Origin of the sequence: Allorhodopirellula solitaria, from assembly GCF_007859855.1 — a bacterium.
Taxonomy (GTDB): Bacteria; Planctomycetota; Planctomycetia; order Pirellulales; family Pirellulaceae; genus Rhodopirellula; species Rhodopirellula solitaria.
On record NZ_SJPK01000003.1, the window covers coordinates 654,795 to 680,739 of the forward strand.

Here is a 25,945-nt window from a genome sequence, read left to right on the forward strand (position 1 = left end):
GCAGCTTCTCGCTGGCAAGAAGCGTCGAGGCCCTCAATCGATCGGCGACTTGCTGATCGGCTTACTAATTCGTCTTGGAGTGAACCAGGAAAACACTGTAGAATCGAAACCGTCCGAAGCTCTGAAGCCTTAGGCTGAATTGTCGTGCTGCCAAGCACACTAACAACGTCGTCGCATGCCGAGGGTATCGGTGGAGCGTAGCTCTGCTGAGCAAGCCCGTGCTTGAGTGAGATGCTCTGTTAGCGGTTCAAACGCCGGATGAGACAGTGTGGGGCTCTCAGAGCTTCGGATATCTACCAGGGTGGCGAGACTGAACCACCAAAGCTAACCGAGCCGTGCTGGCTGGCCGACAAACAGTGGACTTTGAGTGTCGAAAAAGCTACCCTATTGGTGGTGCCGCTGAGCGTACGCGCGCACTGCAAATTTTCGTTCTGGATATGACAGTACTCAAAAAACCTTCCGCTGTGCTCTGCGCACGCTTCCGTCGGATGAACCGATTTAAGCGACGTTGGCCCCGCAATGGTGAGCCGAGGGCCGGTAAGGCGCCGGGTGACGCCGCTGAGGCGTCTCGGCTCAATAAAACGACAGCCCGTTGTGCCTCGGGGCTACCACCGGAAACAGCCCCGCCGGAGTCTCGCTGGCCTTGTCTTGCTGGGCTTTCACTTCGGAACGAATCGTTGCTGCAGTTCGGTGACGAGTTCGCACTGCTGAACGCCGGCGAAGTCCGCGATCACAAAGGCTCGCGAGTCATGGACTCGGTTAGCGAACCACAGTCCCGTATCGGTGCCCATTAGCAACATCGCATCGGCACGAGCAATCCGATCCGTCGTCAGCCGGCGTTCTGTGACATCGATCGCTAGATCTTTGGCGAGGGTGCGGACATGGAGTTGAGTGATTCCCGGAAGGACTTGCGCCGCAGGGGCAAACGCAATCTCACGGCCGCTCACCAGAGCGATACTGGCGACGCTCGATTCCGTCCAGCTGCCGTCGCAATCCGCCAGGACGCCTGTTGCATCGGGAACCAATGATCGGGCGTGGGCGTCGGCGAGATAGTAGTGCAGCCGACATCGCACCTTGGCGTGCCGCGGCCAGGTCTGCGTTGGTGGCTGAACCACGTCGCAAAGTACCACGGGCTGGCCGGTGGATTGCCGCTCCTCCACCGCAGCGTGGTCGATGCGGTTGAGATGAACTGCAAAGGTCGCAGCTGCACCAGGCTGAATTCCGGGAGTGGCCCACATCGTGATGCCCACCTCTTTCTCCGCTGCAACGAGCGTGGCATTGCGGGCGAGGGCTTCCTGAATCACCTGGCCGAGCGTCTCGGGAGGCGGCACATCGCCGATGCGGACGACCTGCAGCGTACCTGCCCAGCGGCGGAGATGGTCGTTGAGCCGAAAGGGCACACCGTGATACGTTCGCATCCGCTCGACAGCCGTCACGCCCTGTCGAAAGCCGAGGTCGTCAACGGGGAGACAAACCTGGTCGAAGGGCAGCCAGCCATCGCGTTGGATCGACGGACAGACGAAATACGCCTGATGGCTAGCAAATTGCTGCTGCGAACTCATCAAGTTTGTCATGCATGACTTTCCATCTGCGGGTTTCGAGCCCGCTGCCACAGCTTTCTGATTGCCGCCGTCAGTGACGGTTCGGAGGTTTGGTGGTAGATCGAATCGGTCGGTAACCCCTCGGTTAACCTGCGGTGAGCTTCACCGAGATTGTGATAGGGCAGTCGTGGAAACAGATGGTGCAAGGCGTGGTACCGGGTTCCGATCGGCCCCCATAGCTCGGTAATCCAAGGCCGTGAAGGGAAGTTAACACTGTCGAGCAACTGCTCATCAAATGTCATTTCACCGCCACGGTTGCTCCAGCGATGGGCGCCGAGGGTACGGACTTCGTTGAGCACCAAGATGCCCACTCCGACGCTGTAGGCGACCAACCAGAACGGGTCGATCCAGGTGTCTCGCATGATCCCGCCGCGAACGAGGAACCAGACACACCAAGCGAAGCATAGTACCTCTTGCAGAATCACGATTCGCATCAACTTAGGCGATGCATCGGGACGCTCGTAGGTTGGGTCCACGAGCATCGTCGACATATGCCGGTGCACGAACGGTCGCAGCCGAGGAAATACCCAGCACAGCGGGCTGATGACGGCGAAGCGAAGCAGCGCGAGCAGGGGAATCACCAGGGCTTGAACGACGAATCCGATGATCATCCAGGGACCATGGTGACTTAGCGCGAGATACTCGCCGTCATGCTCGGTGCCGTAATGCTTGCGGCGATGATGATCGACGTGCGGGTAATACAGAAACGATGGCACCAGGAAAAAAATTCCGCAGAGCGCATTCCAAGCAACGCGAAAGGCGGTGAATCCCTTCTCGGGCAGGTGAACGAGTTCGTGGATAAACATCAGTGCACGCATGTAAAGCAGCACGGTGGCGACGTAGCACACCGCAACAGCGGCGGTCACTGCGGGCGTGAAACCATACCAAACCGGCAGCCAAAAAATGGCGTGGAGTGTGAGGTGACCCAAGATGATCGAGCACAGGAAATCGGCCCAGTAGATTGCTTGTCGGGGGCGCTGGAGGTCGCCAATCAACGACCGGGCTTGGGAAAACCGAAACGCATGACAGGTAGCTGTCGGTTTGACAGATGGCGAGGCCGCGGGCGCGTCCCCGGTGGTTTCCGGGACCCCGACGGTTTCTGGGGTCCCGGCGGTTTCCGGAGCTGCAGGGGCGGATGACGCAGCTGGGGCGACGTTGGGTTCAGGGGCGGGATAACCGGTCGAGACACGAAAATCCGACGCGGACGGCATGGCCGACGAAGCGTTTGTGGAAGGGGACATGGTGGCAAGGGTCGTAGCTGGCAAGGGTCGTAGCTGGCGAGGTCTGGGGGAGAAACCGACGGCGCTCAAAGGGGCGATCGCCCGCCGATATCCCGAGTAAGGATAAAAAACGAACGGAAACGATTCCCTCGATCGGAAACTTCAGGTCTCCCGTCCAATCAACTCTACGACATTCCAATTGCTTGCGTGTCGGGGCCTCACAAATATTCAAAAAATTGTGGTTTCTGCGGGCGGTTCCCGGCGGCCCCAGAGTGGGGCAAGAAGAAATAGCGATGAGCGGACTCGAACCGCTGACCTAAGCCTTATGAAGACTCCGCTCTAACCAACTGAGCTACATCGCCGTGTTTTCCGCGGTATGAACTACCGCGACGAACCCAGACCGAGCTTCACAGCCCGTGCCGGGTTTCTCTCAAAAATCGGTGTCGTTTCTGAGAAGGCGGAAACTTACGACAAATCCGCTCGCTTGAAAAGACGTCCTTTCATCATTCCTTGCCGAACATCCGGGCCAACAATTTCGGATGTCGCGTTGGAGGGGCGTTTCGGTATATTGTTCAGCCGGTCTTCACCCGCCATGCTCAGCAGAGCAAACGCCCGCCCCAGAAAAATGGAGGAAAGTTGGTTGCATACCGAACCGGCTCACGAATCGCCTAAATCGTCCATCACGTCACCGCAGCATCAAACCTCCGGAGGCAAGTCCGCTGGCCCTCCCTTGGGCGAGAACACCGCATCGGCAGGTGAAGCGGCGCTCGCGCGAGGGCAAGTGACCGCCAACGGGCGGATGGGGCGCGTCAGTGGAGTTCGTATTGCGGGCACGGGTTCCTTTGTGCCTGAGAACATCGTCACGAACGAGGATCTGGCGGCCCTCGGCTGCGATAGCGAGTGGATTGTGCGACGCACGGGCATCCGCCAACGCCGGCACGCCGCCTCGGACGAAGCCACCAGTGACATGTGCTACGCCGCCTCGATGCGGTGCCTGGAGAACGCAGAGGTGGCAGCCAGCGAGGTGGATCTCGTGCTGGTGGCAACGATCACGCCCGATCACCAAACCCCATCCACGGCGAGCCAACTGCAGGGCCGGCTAGGGATTTCGGCACCTGCGATGGATCTCGGTGTTGCCTGTTCGGGATTTACCTACGCCCTCGTCACCGCAGCTCAGTTCATCGCAGCGGGCAATGCTAAGAACGTGCTCGTCGTCGGTGCTGACCTGATGACTCGTACGATCGACCCAGACGATAAAAAAACCTATCCGCTCTTCGGCGATGCTGCTGGTGCGGTCTTGGTAACGCCGACCGCAGTGGATCGCGGCGGAAACGCGGATCGAGCGGACGACGCGCCGCCCGCAGAGGAAGAAAACGCTGCGGCCGACGGTTTGCTTTCCTATCAACTCGGCAGCGAAGGTATTTGTGGCGAGATGCTGTGCGTGCCTGCCGGTGGAAGCCGCCAATCACTCACGCCGGATGCCTACGCGGCGGGTGATCACTACATGAAAATGGACGGTCGCAACGTGTTCAAATGGGCGGTGCGAGTCGTCGATGAAAGCGCCAAAGACGTCCTCACGCATGCTGGCGTTGCCCCTGATGAACTAGCCCTGCTCATCCTGCACCAAGCCAATCAACGGATCATCGATTCCGCAGTAGCTGGTTTGAAGGTGGATCCGGCCAAGGTTTTCGTGAACCTCGACAAGTATGGAAACACATCCGCGGCGAGCATCCCGTTGGCCCTCGATGAAGCCGTTCGTGGCGGCCGCGTCCAACGCGACGATCTGATCCTCATGAGTGGATTCGGCGCAGGTCTCGCCTGGGGCACTCTCTTGCTGCGTTGGTAAGCAGCTGGGACTTTTTTAATGTCTCGCGATGGTGACGTCGCGGTGATTGCCTTTTTCATTTGCTCGCCGGCCCGCTGTCGCCGTCTAGAATGGGGTGGACTTAACCGGTTTTAGATTTTGAGCCGACCGCGCTAGCCGAATACCGCTTACTTTAGTTTGCGAAGCGGTCTTGGTAACCCGACGCGTGAGCGAGGATGATCTACTGACCACGCAAAGAACGGCATTTTCCTCGCTAACGCATCGGGTTACCTACCTCGTTATGTCCTCTCCAGGGGCTAAAGTAAGTGCCATTCCGCGCTAGCCGCGGGTCTTGCAAGGAAATAGCGGTATGAAGAACCCGCGGCTAGCGCCGTCGGCTCACTGAGTCCACGCCATTCGTCGCCGGCCGCGTTTCGTCCCCATTCTGACCGCTGCTCAGCTGCCTGAAAGCGGTTCAAGTCTGACCGGCGACGGGACAGTTCGCCGCGGTTCTGCTGTGTTGCTCGCTCGACGCGAGAATCCTATCGCAGACGGCCAGCCCAGAGGGCGGACATGACTCCCATGACGATCGCAATCAACCGACCGATGGTAACTCGTGAGGATGCAACGCGTGCCGCCAACAGAGATGAATGACGGCTACGCGATTAAGCATCTCGGGAAAAGGTGATACTCGAGCGGAGAACGCTGGGGCCTAGAAATCGCCTTCGAGAACTTCGTGGCTAGCCCGTGTGCCGAGTGCCCCCCACAATCCGAAGGGACTTGCGCTCCCGGCTGGCAGGCAGGGAGGTGACATCGAGTTATTCACGACTGGCGATTGCTGATTACCTGATTCAATCGAATCGGTGATGAAGCGAACCGCACCGTCGGACATGAGACAATGCACGCCGCCTTGATGATGGCTGCTGGGCGACATCGTGCCACTGGATGAATCACCACCGGCCGTGCACAACTCCGAGTTCGGCGGGCGAATTGTGGTTATCCCTGTGTACAGTAGCCCACCATCGGCCCAGCGATACCCACGCATTTGGTTTCCACCAGCCAAATCAGGCGTCGTGCAGCCAGTACCGCCACCACCGCACCAGAACTGGGGTCGTGTCGGGTCGAGAAAATTGGCTTGCTCACACGCGGAAGGGTTGGTGTGCAATGAGCTCCAGCCTCCGGGCGGATTCCTCGCCAAATTCGTCGTCTTAGCGCGATCACCCAGGCTTGTCTGCATTTCACCCGCCATGATTGTGTTGGAAGTTCCATCGAGAATGTCGCGGAATGCTGTGAACTGACGTGCGACGAAAACGCCACGACATGAGCTCACGCGAGAGCCAGCCGAGTTCCAGGAGCCATTGCCAAACGTGAAAGCACCATTGGTGGTCCAATCAGTCGAATCGCCCAAACATCCACCATAGTTCGTTCGCCCCAGTGCAGGTGCCCCGAAACCAGGGTCGCTCGGGCAGCGGAAGGCTTTGATATCCGTCATCCACGGGCCGTACTGGGTCGTCCAGGGAGCTGGTCCCATCGCGTTCCAAGACTCGTTTCCGCCGAGCAGAGCGCCAGCGGCGTTGTAGCGATTCGGGTTACTGATCTGTTGCCATAGGGCCTGTTGTTCCAAAAAAGGCAAAATTCCCACTAGCCAGCTAAGGCGACGACGATTGTTTGAGCCCACCGGAGCCGTGCCCCCCGAGTTCGCGCCTGCTTCGAATGTCCCTCCCATTGTCATGGGCAGCTTTCCATAGGCGGAGTGATAGTTGTGTACCGCCAACCCAATTTGCTTGACATTGTTGCTGCAGCTCATCCGCCGTGCGGCTTCGCGAGCAGCTTGAACGGCTGGCAATAGCAACCCCACAAGGACACCAATGATGGCGATGACAACTAAAAGTTCGACCAGGGTGAAACCGTGGGCGCGCCGAACAGAATTCTTCATGAAGTTAATATTTTGGTTAAGGTTTGAGAAAAGTCGAAATGCAGCTTTGGCGATCGTTCAATGGCTTGAATTATCGCGGCTGCAGGAAAGTCAAGCTTTCAGATCAATCGTAGTTCTGATTCATGTCGGCTTGCTGCTGGTCATAATCGTCGTACTGAGCCTGTTGTTCTTCCGGGCTGAGCGTCGTGTCACTTTCAACTTGCCGATTACCGTCATCACCGCAGCCAACGGTGAAAGTTGCGGCAAACGCGATAGTCAGAAGAAGGAACCAGTGTTTTTTCATGAGATGAACTCGAGGTGGTTGTTAGGCAGGAAGGCCTGTAGGGCGAACGCTGTACGGTACACGGTCGCTATTGGAAGTTGGGGAACCCTAGTGACGCAGGTAGGCAGCGTCAAGTGCTCCGTCTCGTGGAGTGGCTCAGTCCAGTTGTCATCTGACTCGACTGAACCTTGAAACGTAAGCTTGAGATTGCTCTCGATCGCTGCATGGACGCTGTGCGACTGACTTCGCCCGGTCCTCTACCCTTGTTTTCTCGCACGAATCGATCTCGATTCGGTTCAAATGGGGGGCGGAAGTTTCGAAAGATGGGGGCGATCCACTTCCAAATGTAGAATTTTTTTTTGAGAACCGAGAGAACACGAGACACTTTGTGTTCAGCCTTGAGGAAAGCGGCGCGAGCGGTAGGGAATGACCGCTCGGCGGCTAGCGATCCTCGTCTGCTTCTGCGCGAGAACGCTTGCCCGATTTTCTTGCTCGGCGGGCAAGCCGGTGGCTTTGCTCCTCCACGGTGAGGTGACCCCAACGCAGTGCTTCGTCTTGCTCGTACTGTTTCCCCAATTGGATCGCGAGTTTAGCTTTGGCTAATTCGAAGCCGAGATAGAACGCGTGTGAGGCGTCGACATTCTCGGCCTGAGGTCGCTGCAGCAAATCACCCATGATCGCGAACGGCTCGTCTCCCTGCAGATGGAGTCCGCCGCTGATTAGATGGATGACGCCGTCCTGAGCCAGGATTCGGTAGTTGTTGTCGCGGATCCCCTCTGCAAGAGCATCGATTGCCTGCTCGGAATAGGGACGCAATTTGGCATCGCGGAGCATCACGAGTTGGTCGGATAGCCGCTTGGGCGGCGTGCCAGTGGCAATGCTGTGATGGACCAACCGACGAGCGATGTCGCATTCCCGAATCGAACTCCGCGCCCAATTGATGACTTGGGTGGTCAAGACACTGCCGACCTGCCACTCCTCGCAGAGACCGAGCAAGAGCATATTGACGCCTGCCGAGTCCACGTCGGTGAGCTCGGTCAAGTTGCCGATCCCCATCATCATCGCGTGATCGGGGTAGCGATCACGTGTTTGAGCATACCGCAGGACCGAGTCACCGAATCCTGAGCCGATCGGTTCAAGGATCGGATCGAGGCGTAGCGGAACAGCATGCCGATCCAGGAATTCGATCGTCGTGTCCAACGATGCTAGATCCTCGGGCGTGTCGGGAATAGCAACCACTTCACAGCCCCAGTCCGCTGCGGCTCGGCGATTGGAGGAGTTCACCGACAGCACAAGGGAAGCACCCGAACGGATTGCATCGCGGGTCTCCTGTTCATCGAAAGTATCAATGCTGACGCGGTGTCCTGCATCGACGAGAGCAGCGACGTAGTCGCCGATCACCCGACATGGTCGCCCAGCATCACACCCAACATCAATCCGGTCGGCGCCATCTCGACGCAGTGCCCCGGCCAAAGCGACGATCTCGTCAAGGCTTAGACGTGGAGCGTGGTTGATCTCGGCAATGATCTCGATCGAGTACCTCGACAGGTCAACCTCTCGAGTCTTCCCGCCGAGCCATGCGTCGATGTCGCGACAATCCTTGGGTCCGCAAACAATATTCGCCGGATCGAGATGAGCGATTTCAGCGAGTCGTTGGCGCCAACTGATCTGCGGCGCCTCGGCCGAGATGGGATCGTCGAGGACACTCTCGCAGTACCCCGGCAAGACAACTTGGGTGGTCGTGGACGGGACATTGAGATGTCGGCTCAGCCACTTCGGTGTGATTAGCGCGGCGACTGTGATCGGTGTCACCTGAACACTGTGGGCGAACCCATACCGCTCCGCCGCCTCGGCCGCCGCACCACGCAGGGCGACCTCGGCAAGTCGCCCGGTGACGAAATGCAAATGGGAGTTCGGCTGGAGAGCGAAGGGCGGGGGCAGGGTCGATGATTCGGGGTTCGGGGATGGATCGGAAATCGTGCCGAGTCAGGAAATCTCGTGGCAATGCCGTTGTGGGGCGATCGGAGCGTGCATCGAAAGACGACGCCCGAAAGGTGAAAAATACCATGTGGCGGCTCGGTTGATTGAAATTTCCTGCATTCCGCCGTACTTTTTCCTCAATCCGGAGGTCTTCAAGGGCTGTCGAGCTATTGAGCCGAGACGCGTCAGCGGCGGGGTGGGCGGCGCTACCCGGGGCCTGACGGCGAATGGCACTTCCCTTCGTTTGCGAAGCGGTCTTGGTATCCCGACGCGTGAGCGAAGATCATCGATTGACCACGCAAAGCACTGCATTTTCCTCGCTGACGCATCGGCTTGCCAACCTAGCCATGCCCCAAACGGGGCCAAATTAAGTGCCATTGGCGTTACCGCCCTCGGCTCACCATTGCGGGGCCAGCTTCGATTAAACCGACAAACCGTTGAGCGACCACCAACCGAAGAACATGTCATCTCCGCGGCGCAGTCCACTGGCAGCGGCAAAGTCAGTACGTCGCAGCCCAGTCAGTACGCCGGTCGCGGCTTTGATCCTGTTCCCAATAGCAGGGGGGCGGACGGGATCGGGTTTGCCGCCTAAGATAATCGCTATTCGTTGATGTGATTGGCCTCTTTCCTTCCCTTCTCACTCCGTACTGCCTCATGCTTGCCTCGGTCGGAAAATACCTATGCGGCGATTCCCAGCCGTTGCTTCTCATTGCCGGTCCGTGTGTCCTGCAGACGCGTGAGCTGGCGATGGAGATTGGCGAGACTCTCGCCCGGCTCAACGAACGCACGGATCTGAACGTGGTTTTCAAGGCGTCGTTTGACAAAGCGAACCGGACCAGTCTGTCGGCCAAACGGGGGCCGGGGATTGATGAGGGGTTGCGTCTGCTCGAAGCCGTGGGGGCCGACAGCGGCTTGCCGGTGACGACCGATATTCACCTGCCTGAACAAGCTGCCGTGGCGGCTGAGGTTTGCGACGTATTGCAGATCCCCGCGTTCCTGGCGCGGCAAACCGATCTCTTGGTCGCGGCAGCCCAAACAGGACGCTGTGTGAACGTTAAAAAGGGGCAGTTTATGGCTCCTTCGGACATGCGTTACGTCGTCGACAAACTGCGCGGCAGTGCCCCTTCGTCAGCCAGTAACGATTCGGCAGCGGATCGTCCTGCCGAAACGGCGGTAGAGGGGCATGCTGACGACGCCCGCGACTCCGCGGGAAAAATTCTCGTCTGCGAGCGGGGCACGTTCTTCGGCTACGGGCGGCTCGTCAATGACATGCAGTCGATTCCCATCATGCGTCAGCTCGGTGTTCCTGTTGTATTCGATGCCACCCATAGTGTGCAGCAGCCCGGCGGACTGGGTGGAGCGACAGGTGGAAATCGCGAAATGGTTGAACCTTTGGCCCGTGCCGCCGTAGCGATCGGATGCGATGCCTTGTTTTTTGAGACGCATCCCCAACCGGAAACCTCCCCGAGCGACGGTCCCAACATGATCCCGCTGGATCAATTCACAGGCTTGGTCGATCGTCTCTTACGACTGCGTGAGACCGTCGAAGAGCTTTAGGCCGGCTTTGATCGATTCGGATTCAAATGGGACTGCTATTCTGCACCCAACCACTCCCCTTGACCTAGTTTAACTTGCTGATGCGATCGACCGTTTTCTCCTTGAGCGTGATGTTTGTGGCGGGATGCGTCGCGAGTTGCCTGGTCGGCTGCCAGGATGATTCGGAGAAATTGCAGCGGATCCTGGCAAAGCGTCAGGTCGCGGTGCAGGAACATTCCCAGCAAGATCATTTGGGAGAAACGGTTGCTCTGCTTGACCAGTACGTCGAGCTCAACGAGCAGCGGGCCCGCCAACAGATTGCCTACCACATCAATCAGTGGATGCGGGAGCATGCGGGTTCCTCCTCCTCGCCCGCAGATCCCGCTAGCGAGATGCCGGCGATCGCCCAATCGCTGGCTGGGTTTCTAAGTCCCGAACAACTCGCCGATGCGGTCCAGCGTCCTGAATTTACTGCTGACGACGTGCCCTTGTTGCGAGACGCGAATCTCTACCGCCACGTGGTCGCCTGGATCGACACTCCGCTACGCGACGATCCGATTTTTGCCGATTGGCTGCAAGGACTGCGTGCGAAGGCGAGCGAATCCGATGGTGCGACCACACAAGACGAGTCCGCCGACACTGATTCGCTTGCCCTGACGGTGAAGGATATCGATCAATTGCAAACCGCAATGCGATTGTTTGATTGGACGGTGCGCAACATCGCACTTGAGCCGGATCAATTGGCGGTCCCTGCGCAGCTGCCGGTCCCTGCGATGCCGCCCAGGATGCCTTTCGAAGGACCTGGATTTCGCCAAACCGATTACCAAACGCTCTGGCGAGGGCGTGGCGATTGGTTGCAGCGATGCGGCGTGTTCACTCAGCTGTGCCTCCAAGCCGGGATCCCGACGGCGGTCTTGGCCACCCAGTCCGATGAGACGGGGGAGCGAACACCTTGGTCCGTCGGTGCGTTGATTGGTGAGCACATTTTCTTGTTCGAACCCCGGTTGGGGCTGCCGATTCCTGGCCCCGATCAAACCGGTGTCGCGACGTTGGCCGAAGCGCGCAAAGATCCCACATTGATGCGTCGTCTCAACGTGGCTGGCTACTTCGACTACCCACTCTCGCGAACCGATATCTCTCAAAACGTCGCCTTGCTCAATTTGCGTCCCGAGACATTGTCGTCCCGGATGAGAACGCTCGAATCAGGGATGACGGGGGAACATCGCATGAGGTTTTGGGTCGACGCCGAGGATTGGGCGAAGCGATTCGATGCGATTCCCGGGATCGCAGGTGTACGGATTTGGGAAGTGCCGACGCTCGCGGAACTGTACGCTCACGGGCTCGAGGCAGTGGCCGATCGGGACCCTGGCTTTGCGTTCTGGTACCGGTCACGCTTCGCGGTTTTGGAGCCGTCCGGCACTCAAGACAGCGATCTGGTGAGAGGACGATGGCGGCATCTCACCGGCCAATTTGTCGATGATGAAAGCGATGGCACCGAAGGGGCGCGGACCCACTATCTCAACCAGCGGGCTCCCGAATACGAGATCGATGATCTACGCATCAACGTCCAGCTACAAACCCAGTACGGACTGCGACGCGAGTTGGGAATGGACCCTGCCGAGTACGACGCGAGGTTGCAGCAGATGCAAACTTTCATCCGGCTGGGGAAACGCACCGCGACGTACTGGTTAGCGCTTCTTCAGTACGACGATGGCCGCTACGATACCGCTCACAACTGGTTCACCAAACGTGTGCTCGACGATGAACAGCAGTCCTATTGGGCCGATGCAGCCGTCTACAATGCCGCCCGGGCGAGTGAACAGGAGGGCAACATTGCTGAGGCGATCACGGCGTTGAAAACGGATCAGAACGTGTCCGATTTTGGCAATCGCTTGCGCGCCCGATTGTTGGATAGACTCGAGCCCGGTGAAACCGACTCGACTGACGACTCACCCAGTGAATAACGCGACTCACCGATGACACTTCGCCTCTTCGATACCCACGCCCACTTGAACTCCGACGTGTTCACTGACTCGGTGGACGACGTTGTCTTGCGTGCCCGCGAGGCTGGGGTGACGGGCATAGGTGTGATTGGTATCGATGCAGCAACGAGTCGCCGCGCCTGCGATCTCGCAGCTGCCCACCCCGGATACTTGCACGCCGTGGTAGGGATTCAGCCCAATTCAGCCGCAGAGGCCGACTCAGGTGACTTTGCCATCATCGAAGAGCTCGTCGGTGCGCCCGGTGTCGTTGGCATCGGTGAAACGGGACTGGATTGCTATTGGGATGATACCCCCATCGCTCAGCAGCACGAATATTTTCAACGTCATCTCGATCTCGCCGTCCGCGTGGACCTGCCGGTCGTGATCCACATGCGCGAGAGTGCCGAGTTGATTATCGGCCAGCTTCGCGAGCAGAGCCGCCTGCCGCCTGCAGTGATGCATTCATTCACAGGGAATCTCGCTGAGGCGCGGCAGTGCCTGGACCTCGGGTTGATGATCAGTTTCGCAGGCATGGTGACGTTTAAGAAGAACGATGAGCTGCGAGAAGTCGCGGCATACGTTCCCGAAGATCGATTGCTCGTCGAAACCGACTCGCCTTATCTATCGCCTGAACCGCTGCGAGGTCGCCGCCCCAACGAGCCCGCGCGAGTCGAACACACCCTTCGCTGTGTGGCGAAGACACGGGGTGTCTCCGCCGAGCAACTCGCAGACGCCACGGCTGAAAACGCCGCGAGATTCTTTCAGCTCTCGTGAGTTTTCACCCGCTTGGTCATTCACAGAAACCGAGAACCAGCCCCTCAGGTAATTCGATGCAGCAGGCTCAAGTGCTCCTCGGTGAGCATTTTGGATACGAGTCGTTTCGTGGCCGCCAGGCTGAGATCATTGCCCATGTGACCGATCAGAGGCATGCGATGGTCGTGATGCCGACCGGTGGTGGGAAGTCACTGTGCTATCAAATCCCTGCGCTGCTGGCCACGCCTGGCGACGGTGAGATCACGCTCGTGCTATCACCATTGGTAGCGTTGATGCAGGACCAGGTCGATTCGTTGCGAGCCCGCGGGATCGACGCGACGTTCATCAATTCGTCCTTGGATCGTGACGCACGCTTCGAACGCCAGCGGGAACTCACCGCGGGTAAGTACCGTTTGCTTTACGTGACGCCGGAGCGGTTTCGCAAACCAGCGTTCTTGGAAACGATCGCCTCGCGAAACGTTCGTTTGCTGGCGATTGACGAAGCGCATTGCGTCAGCCAATGGGGACATGACTTCCGTCCCGATTACAGTCGCATCGCACAGATTCGCGAACTGCTCGGTAACCCCACAACGATTGCATTGACGGCGACGGCGACAGCCGATTGTCGCCGTGATATCTACACGCAAATGGGAATCGATGCGGCCGACATTGAACTGTTTCATGAAGGGATCGACCGCCCAAATCTTTCAATGGAAGTCGAGTCGGTGATCGACGACGATGAGAAATTGGAACAACTGATTGCGGCGTTGCGAGATCTATCTCTATGGGGGCCAGATAACAATCGGGCAGGCGGCACGATCGTCTATTTCTCATTGATCAAAACGCTCCAGCGGTTTAGCGATCGATTGCGCGGGATGGGAATCGACCACGTGAACTATCACGGTGATCTTTCACGTCACCAACGTCGTTCGATGCAAGATGCGTTCATGAGTGGCGAGGTCGATACGGTGCTCGCGACACCCGCGTTCGGGATGGGAGTCGACAAGAACGACATCCGTCTGATCGTCCATGCAGAGACACCGGGGTCGATTGAATCGTACTATCAAGAGATCGGACGAGCCGGGCGCGATGGGCGGCCTAGTCGTTGTTTGTGGCTTTACGATCAAGCCGATCTGATGACGCAAATGCAGTTCATCGCCTGGGCGAACCCAGACGCAGGGTTCTATGACCGCGTCCTTCATGCTCTCGTGGAGGATGGGGAACGCTGCCAAGCATACGGGCTGGAATGGCTTAACCAGAAGCTGCAGCGAGTCAGTCCCCACGACCATCGATTGGAAACCGCAATCGCGATGCTCGATCGTCACGGCGTCGTCGCCGGACCGCGGCCACCCCAGTGCTTTGAGCTGATCGGCAGGTTGTCACCTGAGCTCTTCGGCGAAGAAGTTCTGGATTCAAAGACACGCCGAGACCAACAGCGTCTCTACGCGTTGGTCGAGTTCGCCAAAACACCCAAACAGGATCGACAAGCGTTCTTGAACGAGTATTTCATGGGCAGCAACTAGCCGCGTGGTTCGCTGAAAGTCTACCCCGTGAGGCGTCGGCCGAATGGCACTCAGTTTAGTTTGGTTAGACTGGCCCTGCCGGGAGAAACGGAGCCGAAGCTCTGCAGAGGTGCTGGCTTGGCAAGGGATATCTCGGTCGCCAGCGTTTCCCTGCAAAAGCGGTACGCCAATGGTGTTGTCGGTCCCTGGCGAGCGTTTGTTCGTCAGGGACGCATTTTTGAACGATCATTGGATACGAGAGCCATGCCTCAAAAAAACTTCCGCTGTGCTCTGCGCACGCTTCCGTCGGATGAACCCATTTTCCTCGCTGACCGGCGTGTTGATTGAGTGAGCGGCAAGGCGCTAGCCGCTGGTTTGTACGCACTTACCGGCGGCGAGCGCCCAATGCCATCTATTTTCGACCGCGAAGCGGTCTCGGTAACATTTCTGTCGTAGTGGACGAGGCGACGAGTCCAAAGCCGCAGGACTCGTGCCTCGTCCACTATTAAAACCGACTCTTATTCATCGTGTGTTGCTAAGTGGCATTCGGCGTTGGCCGTGAGGTCGCGGGGACGGCGAGGGTGCGAGCGAATTGATGCAAACGCTTGTTAACTGTTCAGCCGCGTGCGATCGAGGTGCGTTTGCAGGAAGGTGCGGAGTTGTCGTCCACGGGTCTCGTCGAGTCGTGTCAGTCGTAGGGTTAACGTGACATCGTCGGAGTCATGCAGGCTGACCGTGCCGTCAGCGTCGCGCGAGTGTAGGAGGTCGAGCGACAGAAGTTGATCGAGATCGATGGCGGATCTGGGGCCGCGGAGACGGAGTTTGACCCCATCGAGTTGTTTTGTTTCTAATTCCGCCCACCAGGGCAACTCACCGTTGAGATCGTCTGATTCGAGATTCACACCCACCCGATCCGGGGCGGGGTATTTGATCGCGTGTTCGCCCGCGATGGCGGTGAGGAGATCCAAGACGCGGTCGACGAGTTCGAGTGGCCAGGCAGGCGCCTGGTTCTCGGGGAATCCCTTGGGCAGGGTGTGCCAACGGCGCCCGAGCACCTTCCACGGGGCCGAGAATCGCTCCGCAGGCCCGTTCGTTTCCCCGATTTCCTCTGCTTGCTCCGGCCCGCTCACTTGGTCGGGCCCGTCTGCGTCATCGGCTGCTCCCGAAATCACGTGACGGCGCGATCCTGCCGGTGTCGCTGCCCCGTTGGGAATAAATTGCTCGACTTGGTCCGGCGATTCACCCGCTGGGGCGGCGCTCAATGCATCAGCGCCTGCCGCGTACTCGACATCGGTTCGAGGCGGTGTGGGCTGGGCTGTTCGTGTGCCGCTGAGGGCGTCGGCGAGGAAGGGAGCCGTGACTGAAACCTCGCCGTCGCTATCCTTGGCTGTTGCCGCGAGAGCTTCGGGGGTGCCTTCAAACACGATGCTGCCGCCGTGGACGCCAGCGCCGGGGCCCATGTCGATGATCCAGTCAGCACACTTGATCACGTCCAGATTGTGTTCGATCACGATCACGGTATTGCCGATATCGACGAGTCGTTGCATCACCTGCAGCAACTTTTCAATATCGCCAAAATGAAGTCCCGTCGTGGGCTCGTCGAGTAGGTAGAGTGTGTGCCCGGTGGCGGGCCGGGCCAGCTCCGCGGCGAGTTTCACCCGTTGCGCTTCACCACCGGACAGGGTGGGAGCCGACTGACCGAGCGTGACGTAATCGAGTCCTACGTCGCAGAGCGTTTGCATGACGTGTTGGATCTTGGGTTGCTCGGCGAACAGTTCGACGGCTTCGGAGCAGGGCATTTCCAGCACATCAGCAATGCTGCGGCCATTCAATTTGACCTGCAGGACGTCTTCGTTGTATCGCCGCGAATGACATTCTTCGCAGGCGATCCAGACGTCGGGCAAGAAGTGCATTTCGATCTTGCGCTGCCCGGTCCCCTCGCAGGTTTCACAGCGTCCGCCAGCGACATTGAAACTGAACGTTCGCGGCGTGAACCGTCGCTCACGGGCGGCCGGCAGACTCGCGAATTCACCACGGATCAGGTCGAACACGCCCGTATAGGTAGCCGGGTTGCTCGACGGAGAATTGCCTAGTGGCGATTGGTCGACTCGGATGACTTTGTTGATGTATCGCAGTCCGGTGATCTCATCGTGCCGGCCTGATTTGACTTTGGCTCGATGGAGGCGGCGAGCGAGTACGGGATAGAGGATCCCGTTGATGAGCGAACTCTTGCCACTGCCACTGGGACCGGTCACTGCGGTCATCGTCCCCAGCGGGATATCGACATCGACATCGTCAAGGTTGTTCTCGCGAGCACCACGAATGCTGATGAAGTCGACCATCGGTTTGCCCGCCGGTGACAGGACCGGGCGCCGCACCGCGGGTAGTTCGATCTGCTGCTCGCCGGACAGGTAGGGAGCCGTTACGGAGGTGGCAGCCGGTTCGATCTGCTCCGGGGGACCTTGGGCGACGATATTGCCGCCGTGTCGACCGGCGAGCGGACCGAAATCACAGAGGTAGTCACTCCCGGCGATCACATCGTGGTCATGCTCGACGACGAGCAACGTGTTGCCTTGATCACGCAACCGGTGCAGCGCCGAAAGCAGGCGTAGGTTGTCGCGAGGGTGCAGTCCAATCGTCGGCTCGTCGAGAACGTAAAGCACGCCACAAAGACCGCTGCCGAGCTGCGCGGCCAGCCGTATCCGCTGGGCCTCGCCCCCGGACAGGGTCGCGGCGCCCCGGTGCAGCGTCAGGTAGTCAAGCCCCACGTCACGCAAGAAATTCACTCGCGATTGGACTTCGCGAATCAGCTCCCCGGCAATCTTCTGTTCTCGCTGGTCGAGCTGCCAGCTGGCGACCTCAGCGTCAAGCCGATCCAGTGGCATGTGGACCAGATCGCCGATGGTGTGGTCGCGGAAACGCACTGCGGCGGCATCGTCCCGCAAGCGAGCACCGTTGCACACACTGCAGTCAATCTCGGCGACGAATGTCTCGAGCTTCGCCCGCAACCCTGGCGTCAGCCGCGAGGCCTCCTCCAGGGCAGGGTAGAATCCCTTGAATTGATAGCGAAACAGAATGTCGTCGGGATGCCCCTTGCCGCCACCTCCCGCTGCGGCGGCCAAGTCGGACGAAGCGCCCACGGCATCGCTGCGGCGGACCTCGACCCAACGGTCGGCCAGCCCGTGAAACAGCATGCGTTTCTGCGACAGCGTTAGCAGCTCGATTGGGCTGTCGATCGGGATTGCGGTCGAGCGAGACAACGCCTGCAGCATCCACTGACTGACGGCTTGATCCGTTTTCGGCCACAGCAGCGCACCGCCATCGGCGAGTGTTTGCTGCGGCGTGCCCATCAAGGCGGCGGGGTTGGTTCCCGTCTGCGTTCCCAATCCCTGGCAACCCGGGCACCATCCGATTGTCGAATTAAACGAGAAGTGGTGTGGGGTGAGGGCTTGGAAGGAGCGTCCGCAACCACCACAAACGAGGTGTTGGCTGTGACGGATCGTCTCCCATTCGGGTTCGGGCCGATCCGCATCCGCGATCGCGATCTCGATCACCCCCACGCCGAGCGAGAGTGCTTGCTCGACACTGTCACTGATCCGCGAGCGTTCTTCGCTGCGAACGGTGATGCGGTCGACGACCACCGCGACACTTTGCACACGGCGCGAATCGAGCGGCTTGGCGGCATCGAGCTCAACGGTCTCGCCATCAATGCGGACCCGCCCATAACCGCTGGCGCGGAGTGTCTGCCAAGTCTCGATGGAGGCCTCACCCGGGGCGACGTCGATCGGCGCCAGCAACAGGGCACGTGTGCCTTCGTCCAGGCTCAGTACCTTCTCGATAATTTGATCGGACGTCTGGGTGCCGATCGGCAGCTCGCAATCAGGGCAATGCATCGTCCCGAGCTTGGCAAAGAGAATCCTCAGGTAGTCGTAGACCTCCGTGACCGTGCCCACGGTACTTCGAGGCGAATGGCCGAGGTTCTTTTGCTCAAGCGCGACGGCGGGCGACAACCCCTCGATCCGTTCCGCTTTGGGCTTTTGCACCTGGCCGATGAACTGACGCGCGTAGCTCGACAAGGACTCCACATAGCGACGCTGCCCTTCGGCGTAGATCGTATCCATCGCGAGGGAACTCTTGCCGCTACCGCTCGGGCCGCAGAACACCGTCATGGCATCGCGGGGGACGGCCACATTGACGTGCCTCAAGTTATGTTCGCAGGCACCTTCGACAACCACGTGGGTGCGGGCCAAGGCGTCGGGTGTCGCGACCTCTCGAATGACCTCCGCGACCGCTTTGCGGTTGGGACGCTTGATGCCGAGCACATTGGCGATCGCTGCGCCGGTGTAGCTATCGGTTACTTTCGCAACTTCGCTCGGATGCCCTTCGGCGATCACCTCGCCGCCGCCTCGGCCACCCTCGACGCCGATGTCGATGACCCAGTCCGCTGTTTTGATTACGTCGAGATTATGCTCGACGATCACGATCGAATTCCCCCGGTCGGCGAGTTGGTTGATCACTCCGAGCAGGAGTTCGATGTCGGCGAAGTGCAGCCCAGTGGTGGGCTCATCGAGCACGTAGAGCGTATTGCCAGTGTCCCGGCGACTGAGTTCTTTGGACAGCTTGATCCGTTGGGCCTCGCCGCCCGAAAGCGTCGGGGAGGGTTGCCCGAGCTTGAGATACTCCAGCCCAACGTCAACGAGCGTCTGCAGCTTCTCAGCGATCCGAGGAACATTCTCGAACAGCTCCAGTGCCTGCGAAATATCCATTTCGAGCACATCGGCAATGGATTTCCCTTTGAACGTCACCGCGAGTGTTTCGCGGTTGTAGCGTTGACCATTGCAGACCGGGCAGGTGACCCAGATATCGGCGAGAAAATCCATCTCAAGCTTGTTCGCGCCGTTGCCGTCGCAGGCGCTGCAGCGGCCACCGTCGACATTGAAGCTAAACCGGCCCGCGGTGTACCCTCGTGTCTTTGCGTCGGTGAGTTTCGCAAAGAGGCTACGGATCTCGTCGAACACCTTCACATAGGTCGCAGGATTACTGCGGGGAGTGCGTCCGATCGGGGATTGGTCGATCGCGATGATCTTGTCGAGATGCTCGATCCCCTCGATGGCGTCATGATCGCCCGGTTCGGATTCAGCGCGATTGAGGTCGCGGCGCAGGGCGGGTTCAAGAATGCCGCTAATCAACGAGCTCTTTCCGCTTCCTGAGACGCCTGTAACACAGACAACCACGCCGAGCGGAATGTCGACATCGACGTTCTTCAAGTTATGAAAACGGGCACCGCGGACGGTCAGTTTCCGGTCTGGATCGATGGCTCGCGGCGTGGCGGGCGGCAGGATCTCACGGCGACCGGACAGGAACGCACCCGTGACGCTTTCGGCGCATTCGCAGACTTCCTCGATCGTGCCCGTCGCGACGACATGACCACCTTTGACGCCGGGCCCCGGCCCGAAGTCGACGATTAAGTCCGACGCCCGCATCGTGTCTTCATCGTGCTCGACAACAATCAGCGTGTTGCCCCCATCACGCAGCCGCTCGAGGGTCGCGATCAGTCGGTCGTTGTCGCGTGGGTGCAAGCCGATCGAGGGTTCGTCGAGGATGTACAGCACGCCGGCGAGTCCCGAGCCGATTTGTCCGGCGAGACGAATCCGTTGGGATTCGCCCCCCGAGAGCGTCGGTGCGGTTCGGCCAAGTGTGAGATAATCCAATCCCACACCGAGCAGGAACCCAATTCGGCCACGAATCTCTTTGAGGGCCTCGGTCGCGATCGTCGCATCGGTCGCCGATAACTCGATGTTTTGAAAGAACTCGTTGAGCTGTTCGATCGAGAGACCACACAGCTGAGGCAGCGTTTTCGAAGGCGCGTCGACAAACGATTGTTCCGACGTGGTGATCCGGACGGCCGAGGCCTGTGGGTTCAGTCGTCGCCCCCGGCAATCGGGACAATCGATGGTGTTCATGTGCTTCTCGAACTGCCGCAATTGCATTTTATTGCGGCTCGTTCGATAGCGATCGAGCAGTTCGGGGATCATTCCATCGAAATCGTGGATGTACTTCTTAGCCTTCTTGCCACTAATGCTGGCAGGATCCACGGTTTCATCGGCGCCCCATAACCACACATGACGCGCTTGCTCGGGAAGCTCGTCCCAGCTCGTGTCGAGCATGGTCCCCGGTTCTAATTCAAAGGCTTCATCGATCGCGTCTGCAAAGCCCATGTAAATATGGCGGCGATAACGGCCCACGTCACCCCATTTACCGAGCAGAGAGATCGCACCTTTGCGGATCGATTTCGATCCATCGGGTATCAATAGCTCCGGCACGAATGTGTACATCCGGCCGATCCCGTCACAGGATTCGCACATCCCCTGAGGGCTGTTGAAACTGAACAGCTGTGGTGTCGGAGCTCGGAAACTCGTGCCGCACTGCGGGCAGGAGTTGCGTGAGGAAAACAGATGATCGTTTTTCGTCGGAGCGATCGATTCTGCGTCCACCCGACTGACCGATGCGATCAGCGTGCTGTCGCCGAGTTTCAAGGCCAACGCCACCGCTTCGCTCAAGCGAGCTCGATCGAACGACGCGTCGATGTCACGCGGCAGCACCATCCGGTCGACGACGACCTCGACATCGTGACGTACGGTTCGGTCAAGTGGCGGCGGCTCTGCGAGCCGGATGGTTTCGCCATCGACGCGGGCGCGGTTGAACCCCTGCTTCCGCAGGTCTTCAAAAAGGTCTTTGAATTCGCCTTTCTGGCCCCGTGCCAAGGGCGCGAGAATCCATAACGCTGCGGATGATTCCTCGTCGTCCCCCGGGCCTGATGGATCATCATCTTCGCGGTCAAGCACGGCATCGGCGACGCAGCCAAGGGTTCGGCTGACGATGGCGTCGCCGGTTTGAGCTTGGATGGGGATTTCACAATGTGGGCAATAGCCCGTACCCACGCGAGCGAAAAGCACACGGAGAAAATCCTGAATTTCGGTGATCGTGCCGACGGTACTTCGCGGGTTATTGCCCGTCGATTTTTGGCTGATCGAGATCGATGGACTCAGGCCCGAGACCAGATCCACGTCTGGCTTGGGCATTTGCCCCATCACTTGGCGAGCCGAATTACTCAGACTCTCCACGTACCGGCGTTGGCCCTCAGCATAAAGCGTATCGAAGGCGAGCGAGCTCTTGCCACTGCCCGACACACCCGAGAAACAGATCAACTTGCCGCGTGGGAGCGACAGATCGATGTCTCGCAGGTTGTGTTCCCGGGCGCCCTTGACCAAGATCTCGCGAGCCGACGTCTGGCGAGGTTCGGTCATCAGTTCACGTCCGCCGGGCCGCCGTTTCGTAGGTGCTGGTGCAGGTAGTTGGCCCGTTCGACGTGTCGGTCGCTGGTCGTCAGCATCCGTCCTCGCAGTTTTTGCAGGTGCGCCGGTTGGGTATGGATGAACAGCTTGTTGATCGTGGCCACTTCCACGTCGTCGATTAGGCCGAGGTTGACGCCCAAGCGAACCTTGGAGAGATAGTGCATCGTCTCCTCGCTGCTGATTTTACGAGCCGTGCTGAGGATCCCCAACGCGCGGCTGACGTCGTCGAGCAAATCTTGCTCGCCTTTTTCCATCAGAAAATCACGCGCCTTCCGTTCGTAATCGATGATCCGAGGCACGACCTCATCACCGACCATCGTCAAAAGCTCTCGTTCGGTGTGGCCCAGGGTGACCTGATTGCTGACCTGGTAGAAGTCACCGGTGTACTGTGACCCTTCCCCGTATAGACCGCGGACCGTCACATTGATCCGCTGCATGCTGCGGAAGACCTTGTCGATCTGTTGAGTGATGACGAGTCCGGGCAGATGCAACATCACGCTGACACGCAGCCCGGTGCCCACGTTGGTGGGGCAGGCGGTGAGATATCCAAACTTAGGATGAAACGCGTACAGCAATTCACCTTCGACAGTATCGTCGATGCGGTCGATTTGGTCCCAGGCACTGTCGAGGTCCAGGCCGCTGTGCATGACCTGGATCCGCAGGTGGTCTTCTTCGTTGACCATCACCGAGTACTGTTCGCCGGGATCGATCGCGACGGCGCGGCTGCCCTCGGCTTCGGCGATCTCGCGGCTGATCAGTTGGCGTTCGACGAGGAATTGCCGGTCGACTTCCGAAAGCGTATCGACGTGAACATATTGGATATCTTTCCAGGCCGACATCGCTTCGAGGCGCGTCCGAACCTGGCGTTCGATTTTTCGTCGATCGTCCTCGCTGCACTTCTTGATGAAGGGAAACCCAGCGAGGTTTCGCGCGAGTCGAATCCGGCTGCTGATTACGATATCCGATTCAGGGCCAGTGCCTTTGAGCCATTCGCCGCTGTTTTTGACGAGAATCGAGAGGTCCGAAGGTTCTTTCACAGTCCGCCTCCGCCTTCGCCAGGTGCGTCTTGGGCGTCACCGGACAGATCGGCGTCGCCCTCATCATCGGTCGCTGGCGCGACGAAGCCTGGGTGTTTGGGATCGCCTTGGATCTCATTGATGCGATCGCGAATTTTCGATGCCTTCTCGTACTGTTCGCTCTGCACGGCGGCCTCCATTTCTTTGCGCAGACTGATCAACTCGGCTTGTGCGTCCACATTCGCTGCGGCGCGGGACGGTCGTTTGCCGGTATGTTGAAGTGAATCGTGAATATTCAGGAGTAGCGGGGTCAAATCGGACTCGAAGTGGGTATAGTCCATTGGGCACCCCAGTCGTCCGGTGTTGCGAAACTCAAAAAAGGTGATCCCGCACGACGGACAGGCTTTCTTGTCGAGTTTGCGAAGCTCTTCCTTGGTTTGGCCCAGTTGCAGTTGTTTCGCGAGAGCCCCTGTGACCGTTTTGATCGGACTGGGTTCTTCTTTTTGCAGAACCGTTCTCGCGTGGTGTTCGCAGAGATGGAGGATCTGAGGGCCGTCCGGTTCGGTTAACTCGGTGATGTGAAACGTAGCGGGTTTATCGCAATACTGACATTTCATGTGAATCTCGCGGGCGGGGGGTGTCGGTATTACGGGCCAAAAGAGGGCGAGGGTTCAAAATCGGAGTCCCACAGGATTCTATCGCTGGGGGTTGGAGTGTCAACGTCGTGCGGTTGGTTGTCGATAGCCCAAAGTCTCGTTTTCCCCGAACACGTGAACCCAAAAATCGCATCGATTGTCCCGGTTGTCGATTGTCCGTCGAGTGTCCAAACTGGCGATATCCGCCGCAGACCTACCCAGAAAGCCAAAATGCATCACCCGTCCGCTGACGAATTCGCTCGACTCGCCCGCGAGTATGACTTCGTTCCCGTATACCGTCGTCTACTGTCCGATGCCTTGACGCCTGTGACCGCGTTCACGCTGCTCGACGATGGTGGACCTGCATTTTTGATCGAGAGCGTCATCGGTGGAGAGAAGGTCGGCCGATACAGTTTCTTGGGTTCGAAGCCTCTGGCACGCTTCGCCGCCAAAGGCAAGACCGTCACCCAGACGGACATGGCCAGCGGCACTGAGGTCAAAACTGATTGTGACAACCCGCTCGATGAATTCCGAACGCGTTTTCGTGATCGGACCGCTACCCTGGAGTCCTTGCCCCCGTTCATCGGCGGCGCGATTGGGTATGCCGGATACGACGTCGTTCGCTACGTCGAGGACTTGCCAGACTCCTGCGAAGACGACCGGAACCTGCCCGATTTAGATTTCGCCTTCTACCACACCCTTTGCGTTTTCGACCACGTCGACAAAACCATCACCGTCGTGTCGCTCGCCGATTGCCGCGGCATCACCTCCGACCCATCGTCGACCGACGGCTCCGCCCGTCGCGAGCAAACAGGCGACCCATTGTCGACCGACGGCTCCGCCCGTCGTGAGCAAACAGGCAACAAATCGTCGACCGACGGCTCCGCCCGTCGCGAGCAAACAAGCGACCCATTGTCGACCGACGGCTCCGCCCGTCGCGAGCAAGAGAACGCCACTAGCTCAGCCCCATCCAACCCCCAGGCAAACCTCTCCAGCGATCCCGCGGTCGTTTTCGCTGCCGCGGCGGCGGAAGTCGATCAGACCATCGAACGGCTCAACCAGCCATTGCCGCATCAATGCGAAGAGATCCGCGAAACCGATCAAAGTCACCGATTGCCTGTGGAGTCCAACTTCACCCGCGAAACGTTCTGCGACGCGGTGCGGAGTTGCGTCGAGTACATCCGTGCAGGCGACGTCTTCCAGGTTGTTCCAAGTCAGCGGCTGACGGTTCATTCGGACGTCGATCCGTTCGCAGTCTATCGCTCGTTGCGAGTGGTCAATCCGTCTCCATTCATGTTCTTTGTGCGCAGCCCTGAGTGCGTGCTCGTCGGCTGCAGCCCCGAGATCATGTGCCGCGTCAAAGAGGGAATCGTCACGGTCCGGCCGCTCGCTGGCACCCGGCCTCGCGGCGCCAACGAAGCTGAGGACATCGCACTCGAGAAGGAGCTACTGGATGATCCCAAGGAACGGGCCGAACACGTCATGCTCGTCGATCTCGGGCGAAATGACATCGGGCGAGTTGCTCAGTTCGGCACTGTGGAACTGACCGAGATCATGGTGATCGAGCGATATTCGCACGTCATGCACATCAGCAGCGAGGTCCGTGGCAAACTGCGTGAAGGACTCGACGCCTTTGATGCGCTCAAGGCCTGCTTGCCCGCCGGCACCGTCTCCGGGGCGCCGAAGGTCCGCGCCATGGAGGTGATCGACGAAATCGAACCCCATCGCCGAGGCCCCTACGCAGGCGCGGTCGGATATATCGACTACCGCGGCAACATGGACACATGCTTGGCGCTGCGCACAATCGTCTTCCAGAACAACACCTATCACGTGCAGGCCGGTTGCGGCGTCGTCGCGGACAGCGATCCTGATAAAGAATACGAAGAGACGCTCAACAAAGCCCGGGCGCTGATTGCGGCGATTGAATGGACGATCGCACGCCAGCGGAATCAGGAATAAGTTTAGAAGTGGCGTAAGCTTCCAGCTTGCGAGTTATTGCCGATCGCAAGCTGGAAGCGTTAGGAACGCGGGAGTATTAAGTGCCGTATTAAATGAAGCAGCGAGCTGTTGGATACCCAAAACTATCCCGTCAGGGATTATCGACAATATCCGTAGGTCAGCGTAGCGCCACCTTCGGTGGTTATGCTGACAAGGGTCGGCAGATCGAATCGCTGATCAAAACTTTTCATTGTCGACTGGCGTGGGAGGCGGTGCGGGATTATCAGAGACCCACTTTTCTACCTCGCTTTGTTCGGCGGATTCAGTAGGTTCGGTCGATCCACCACACCCGACGAGCATGCAGGTAAACAACAAGAGAAGCGATCCAAGAGCGGGGAAATTCATACAATAGCCTGATTTAGTAG

14 protein-coding genes and 1 tRNA gene are annotated in these 25,945 nt (G+C 58.9%); 6 read left to right on the forward strand and 9 right to left on the reverse strand.

Going from position 1 to position 25,945, the window contains the following annotated elements; translation table 11 throughout:
* Window positions 1-659 precede the first annotated feature (659 nt).
* The 3 genes from CA85_RS08630 to CA85_RS08640 form a co-directional block, all read right to left on the reverse strand.
* A complete protein-coding gene (locus CA85_RS08630; RefSeq protein ID WP_146390893.1) occupies window positions 660-1,574 on the reverse strand; it encodes an aminotransferase class IV in 915 nt (304 codons plus the stop codon).
* On the reverse strand, window positions 1,571-2,842 hold the full coding sequence (locus CA85_RS08635; protein WP_246112608.1) for a fatty acid desaturase family protein: 1,272 nt from the start codon (window positions 2,840-2,842) through the stop codon (window positions 1,571-1,573). The genes CA85_RS08630 and CA85_RS08635 overlap by 4 nt, the downstream gene beginning before the upstream one ends.
* A 267-nt stretch (window positions 2,843-3,109) precedes the next feature.
* Window positions 3,110-3,183, reverse strand: a tRNA-Met gene (locus CA85_RS08640).
* A 278-nt stretch (window positions 3,184-3,461) separates the two neighbouring features.
* On the opposite strand from CA85_RS08640, the gene CA85_RS08645 reads away from it, so the two are divergent.
* On the forward strand, window positions 3,462-4,667 hold the full coding sequence (locus tag CA85_RS08645) for a beta-ketoacyl-ACP synthase III (protein ID WP_246112609.1): 1,206 nt from the start codon (window positions 3,462-3,464) through the stop codon (window positions 4,665-4,667).
* A gap of 670 nt (window positions 4,668-5,337) precedes the next feature.
* Here the strand turns inward: CA85_RS08645 and CA85_RS08650 are convergent.
* The 3 genes from CA85_RS08650 to CA85_RS08660 all read right to left on the reverse strand — a co-directional run bounded on the left by CA85_RS08650 (window position 5,338) and on the right by CA85_RS08660 (window position 8,728).
* Window positions 5,338-6,561 (reverse strand): DUF1559 domain-containing protein, encoded by a 1,224-nt coding sequence (locus tag CA85_RS08650; RefSeq protein ID WP_146390895.1) that lies wholly within the window; start codon window positions 6,559-6,561, stop codon window positions 5,338-5,340.
* A gap of 103 nt (window positions 6,562-6,664) precedes the next feature.
* On the reverse strand, window positions 6,665-6,844 hold the full coding sequence (locus CA85_RS08655; protein ID WP_146390896.1) for a hypothetical protein: 180 nt from the start codon (window positions 6,842-6,844) through the stop codon (window positions 6,665-6,667).
* A 420-nt stretch (window positions 6,845-7,264) separates the two neighbouring features.
* Window positions 7,265-8,728: a DUF6513 domain-containing protein gene (locus CA85_RS08660; protein ID WP_246112610.1), complete on the reverse strand. Its 1,464-nt coding sequence runs from the start codon at window positions 8,726-8,728 to the stop codon at window positions 7,265-7,267.
* 729 nt (window positions 8,729-9,457) lie between these two features.
* Here CA85_RS08660 and kdsA point away from each other — a divergent pair.
* The 4 genes from kdsA to CA85_RS08680 all read left to right on the forward strand — a co-directional run bounded on the left by kdsA (window position 9,458) and on the right by CA85_RS08680 (window position 14,597).
* Complete coding sequence (kdsA, locus tag CA85_RS08665; RefSeq protein ID WP_146390900.1) at window positions 9,458-10,360, forward strand: 3-deoxy-8-phosphooctulonate synthase; 903 nt, start codon at window positions 9,458-9,460, stop codon at window positions 10,358-10,360.
* An 80-nt stretch (window positions 10,361-10,440) separates the two neighbouring features.
* Window positions 10,441-12,303 (forward strand): tetratricopeptide repeat protein, encoded by a 1,863-nt coding sequence (locus CA85_RS08670; RefSeq protein WP_246112611.1) that lies wholly within the window; start codon window positions 10,441-10,443, stop codon window positions 12,301-12,303.
* 12 nt (window positions 12,304-12,315) lie between these two features.
* The gene (locus CA85_RS08675; RefSeq protein ID WP_146390902.1) at window positions 12,316-13,095 is read left to right on the forward strand and encodes a TatD family hydrolase; all 780 of its coding nucleotides are present in this window, start codon (window positions 12,316-12,318) and stop codon (window positions 13,093-13,095) included.
* 56 nt (window positions 13,096-13,151) lie between these two features.
* Complete coding sequence (locus tag CA85_RS08680) at window positions 13,152-14,597, forward strand: RecQ family ATP-dependent DNA helicase (RefSeq protein ID WP_146390904.1); 1,446 nt, start codon at window positions 13,152-13,154, stop codon at window positions 14,595-14,597.
* A gap of 587 nt (window positions 14,598-15,184) precedes the next feature.
* On the opposite strand, the gene uvrA is transcribed toward CA85_RS08680, so the two are convergent.
* From uvrA to CA85_RS08695, 3 genes are read right to left on the reverse strand one after another with little or no spacing between them, the layout of a single operon-like run.
* The gene (gene uvrA, locus CA85_RS08685) at window positions 15,185-21,883 is read right to left on the reverse strand and encodes an excinuclease ABC subunit UvrA (protein ID WP_146390906.1); all 6,699 of its coding nucleotides are present in this window, start codon (window positions 21,881-21,883) and stop codon (window positions 15,185-15,187) included.
* Window positions 21,883-22,968, reverse strand: coding sequence for a protein arginine kinase (locus tag CA85_RS08690; RefSeq protein WP_146390908.1), 1,086 nt, complete (start codon window positions 22,966-22,968; stop codon window positions 21,883-21,885). Before CA85_RS08690 ends, uvrA begins: the two co-directional genes overlap by 1 nt.
* Window positions 22,965-23,564 (reverse strand): UvrB/UvrC motif-containing protein, encoded by a 600-nt coding sequence (locus CA85_RS08695; RefSeq protein ID WP_246112612.1) that lies wholly within the window; start codon window positions 23,562-23,564, stop codon window positions 22,965-22,967. The genes CA85_RS08690 and CA85_RS08695 overlap by 4 nt, the downstream gene beginning before the upstream one ends.
* A gap of 249 nt (window positions 23,565-23,813) precedes the next feature.
* Here CA85_RS08695 and CA85_RS25635 point away from each other — a divergent pair, with 249 nt between their 5' ends.
* Window positions 23,814-25,541, forward strand: coding sequence for an anthranilate synthase component I family protein (locus CA85_RS25635; RefSeq protein WP_246112624.1), 1,728 nt, complete (start codon window positions 23,814-23,816; stop codon window positions 25,539-25,541).
* Window positions 25,542-25,945 lie beyond the last annotated feature (404 nt).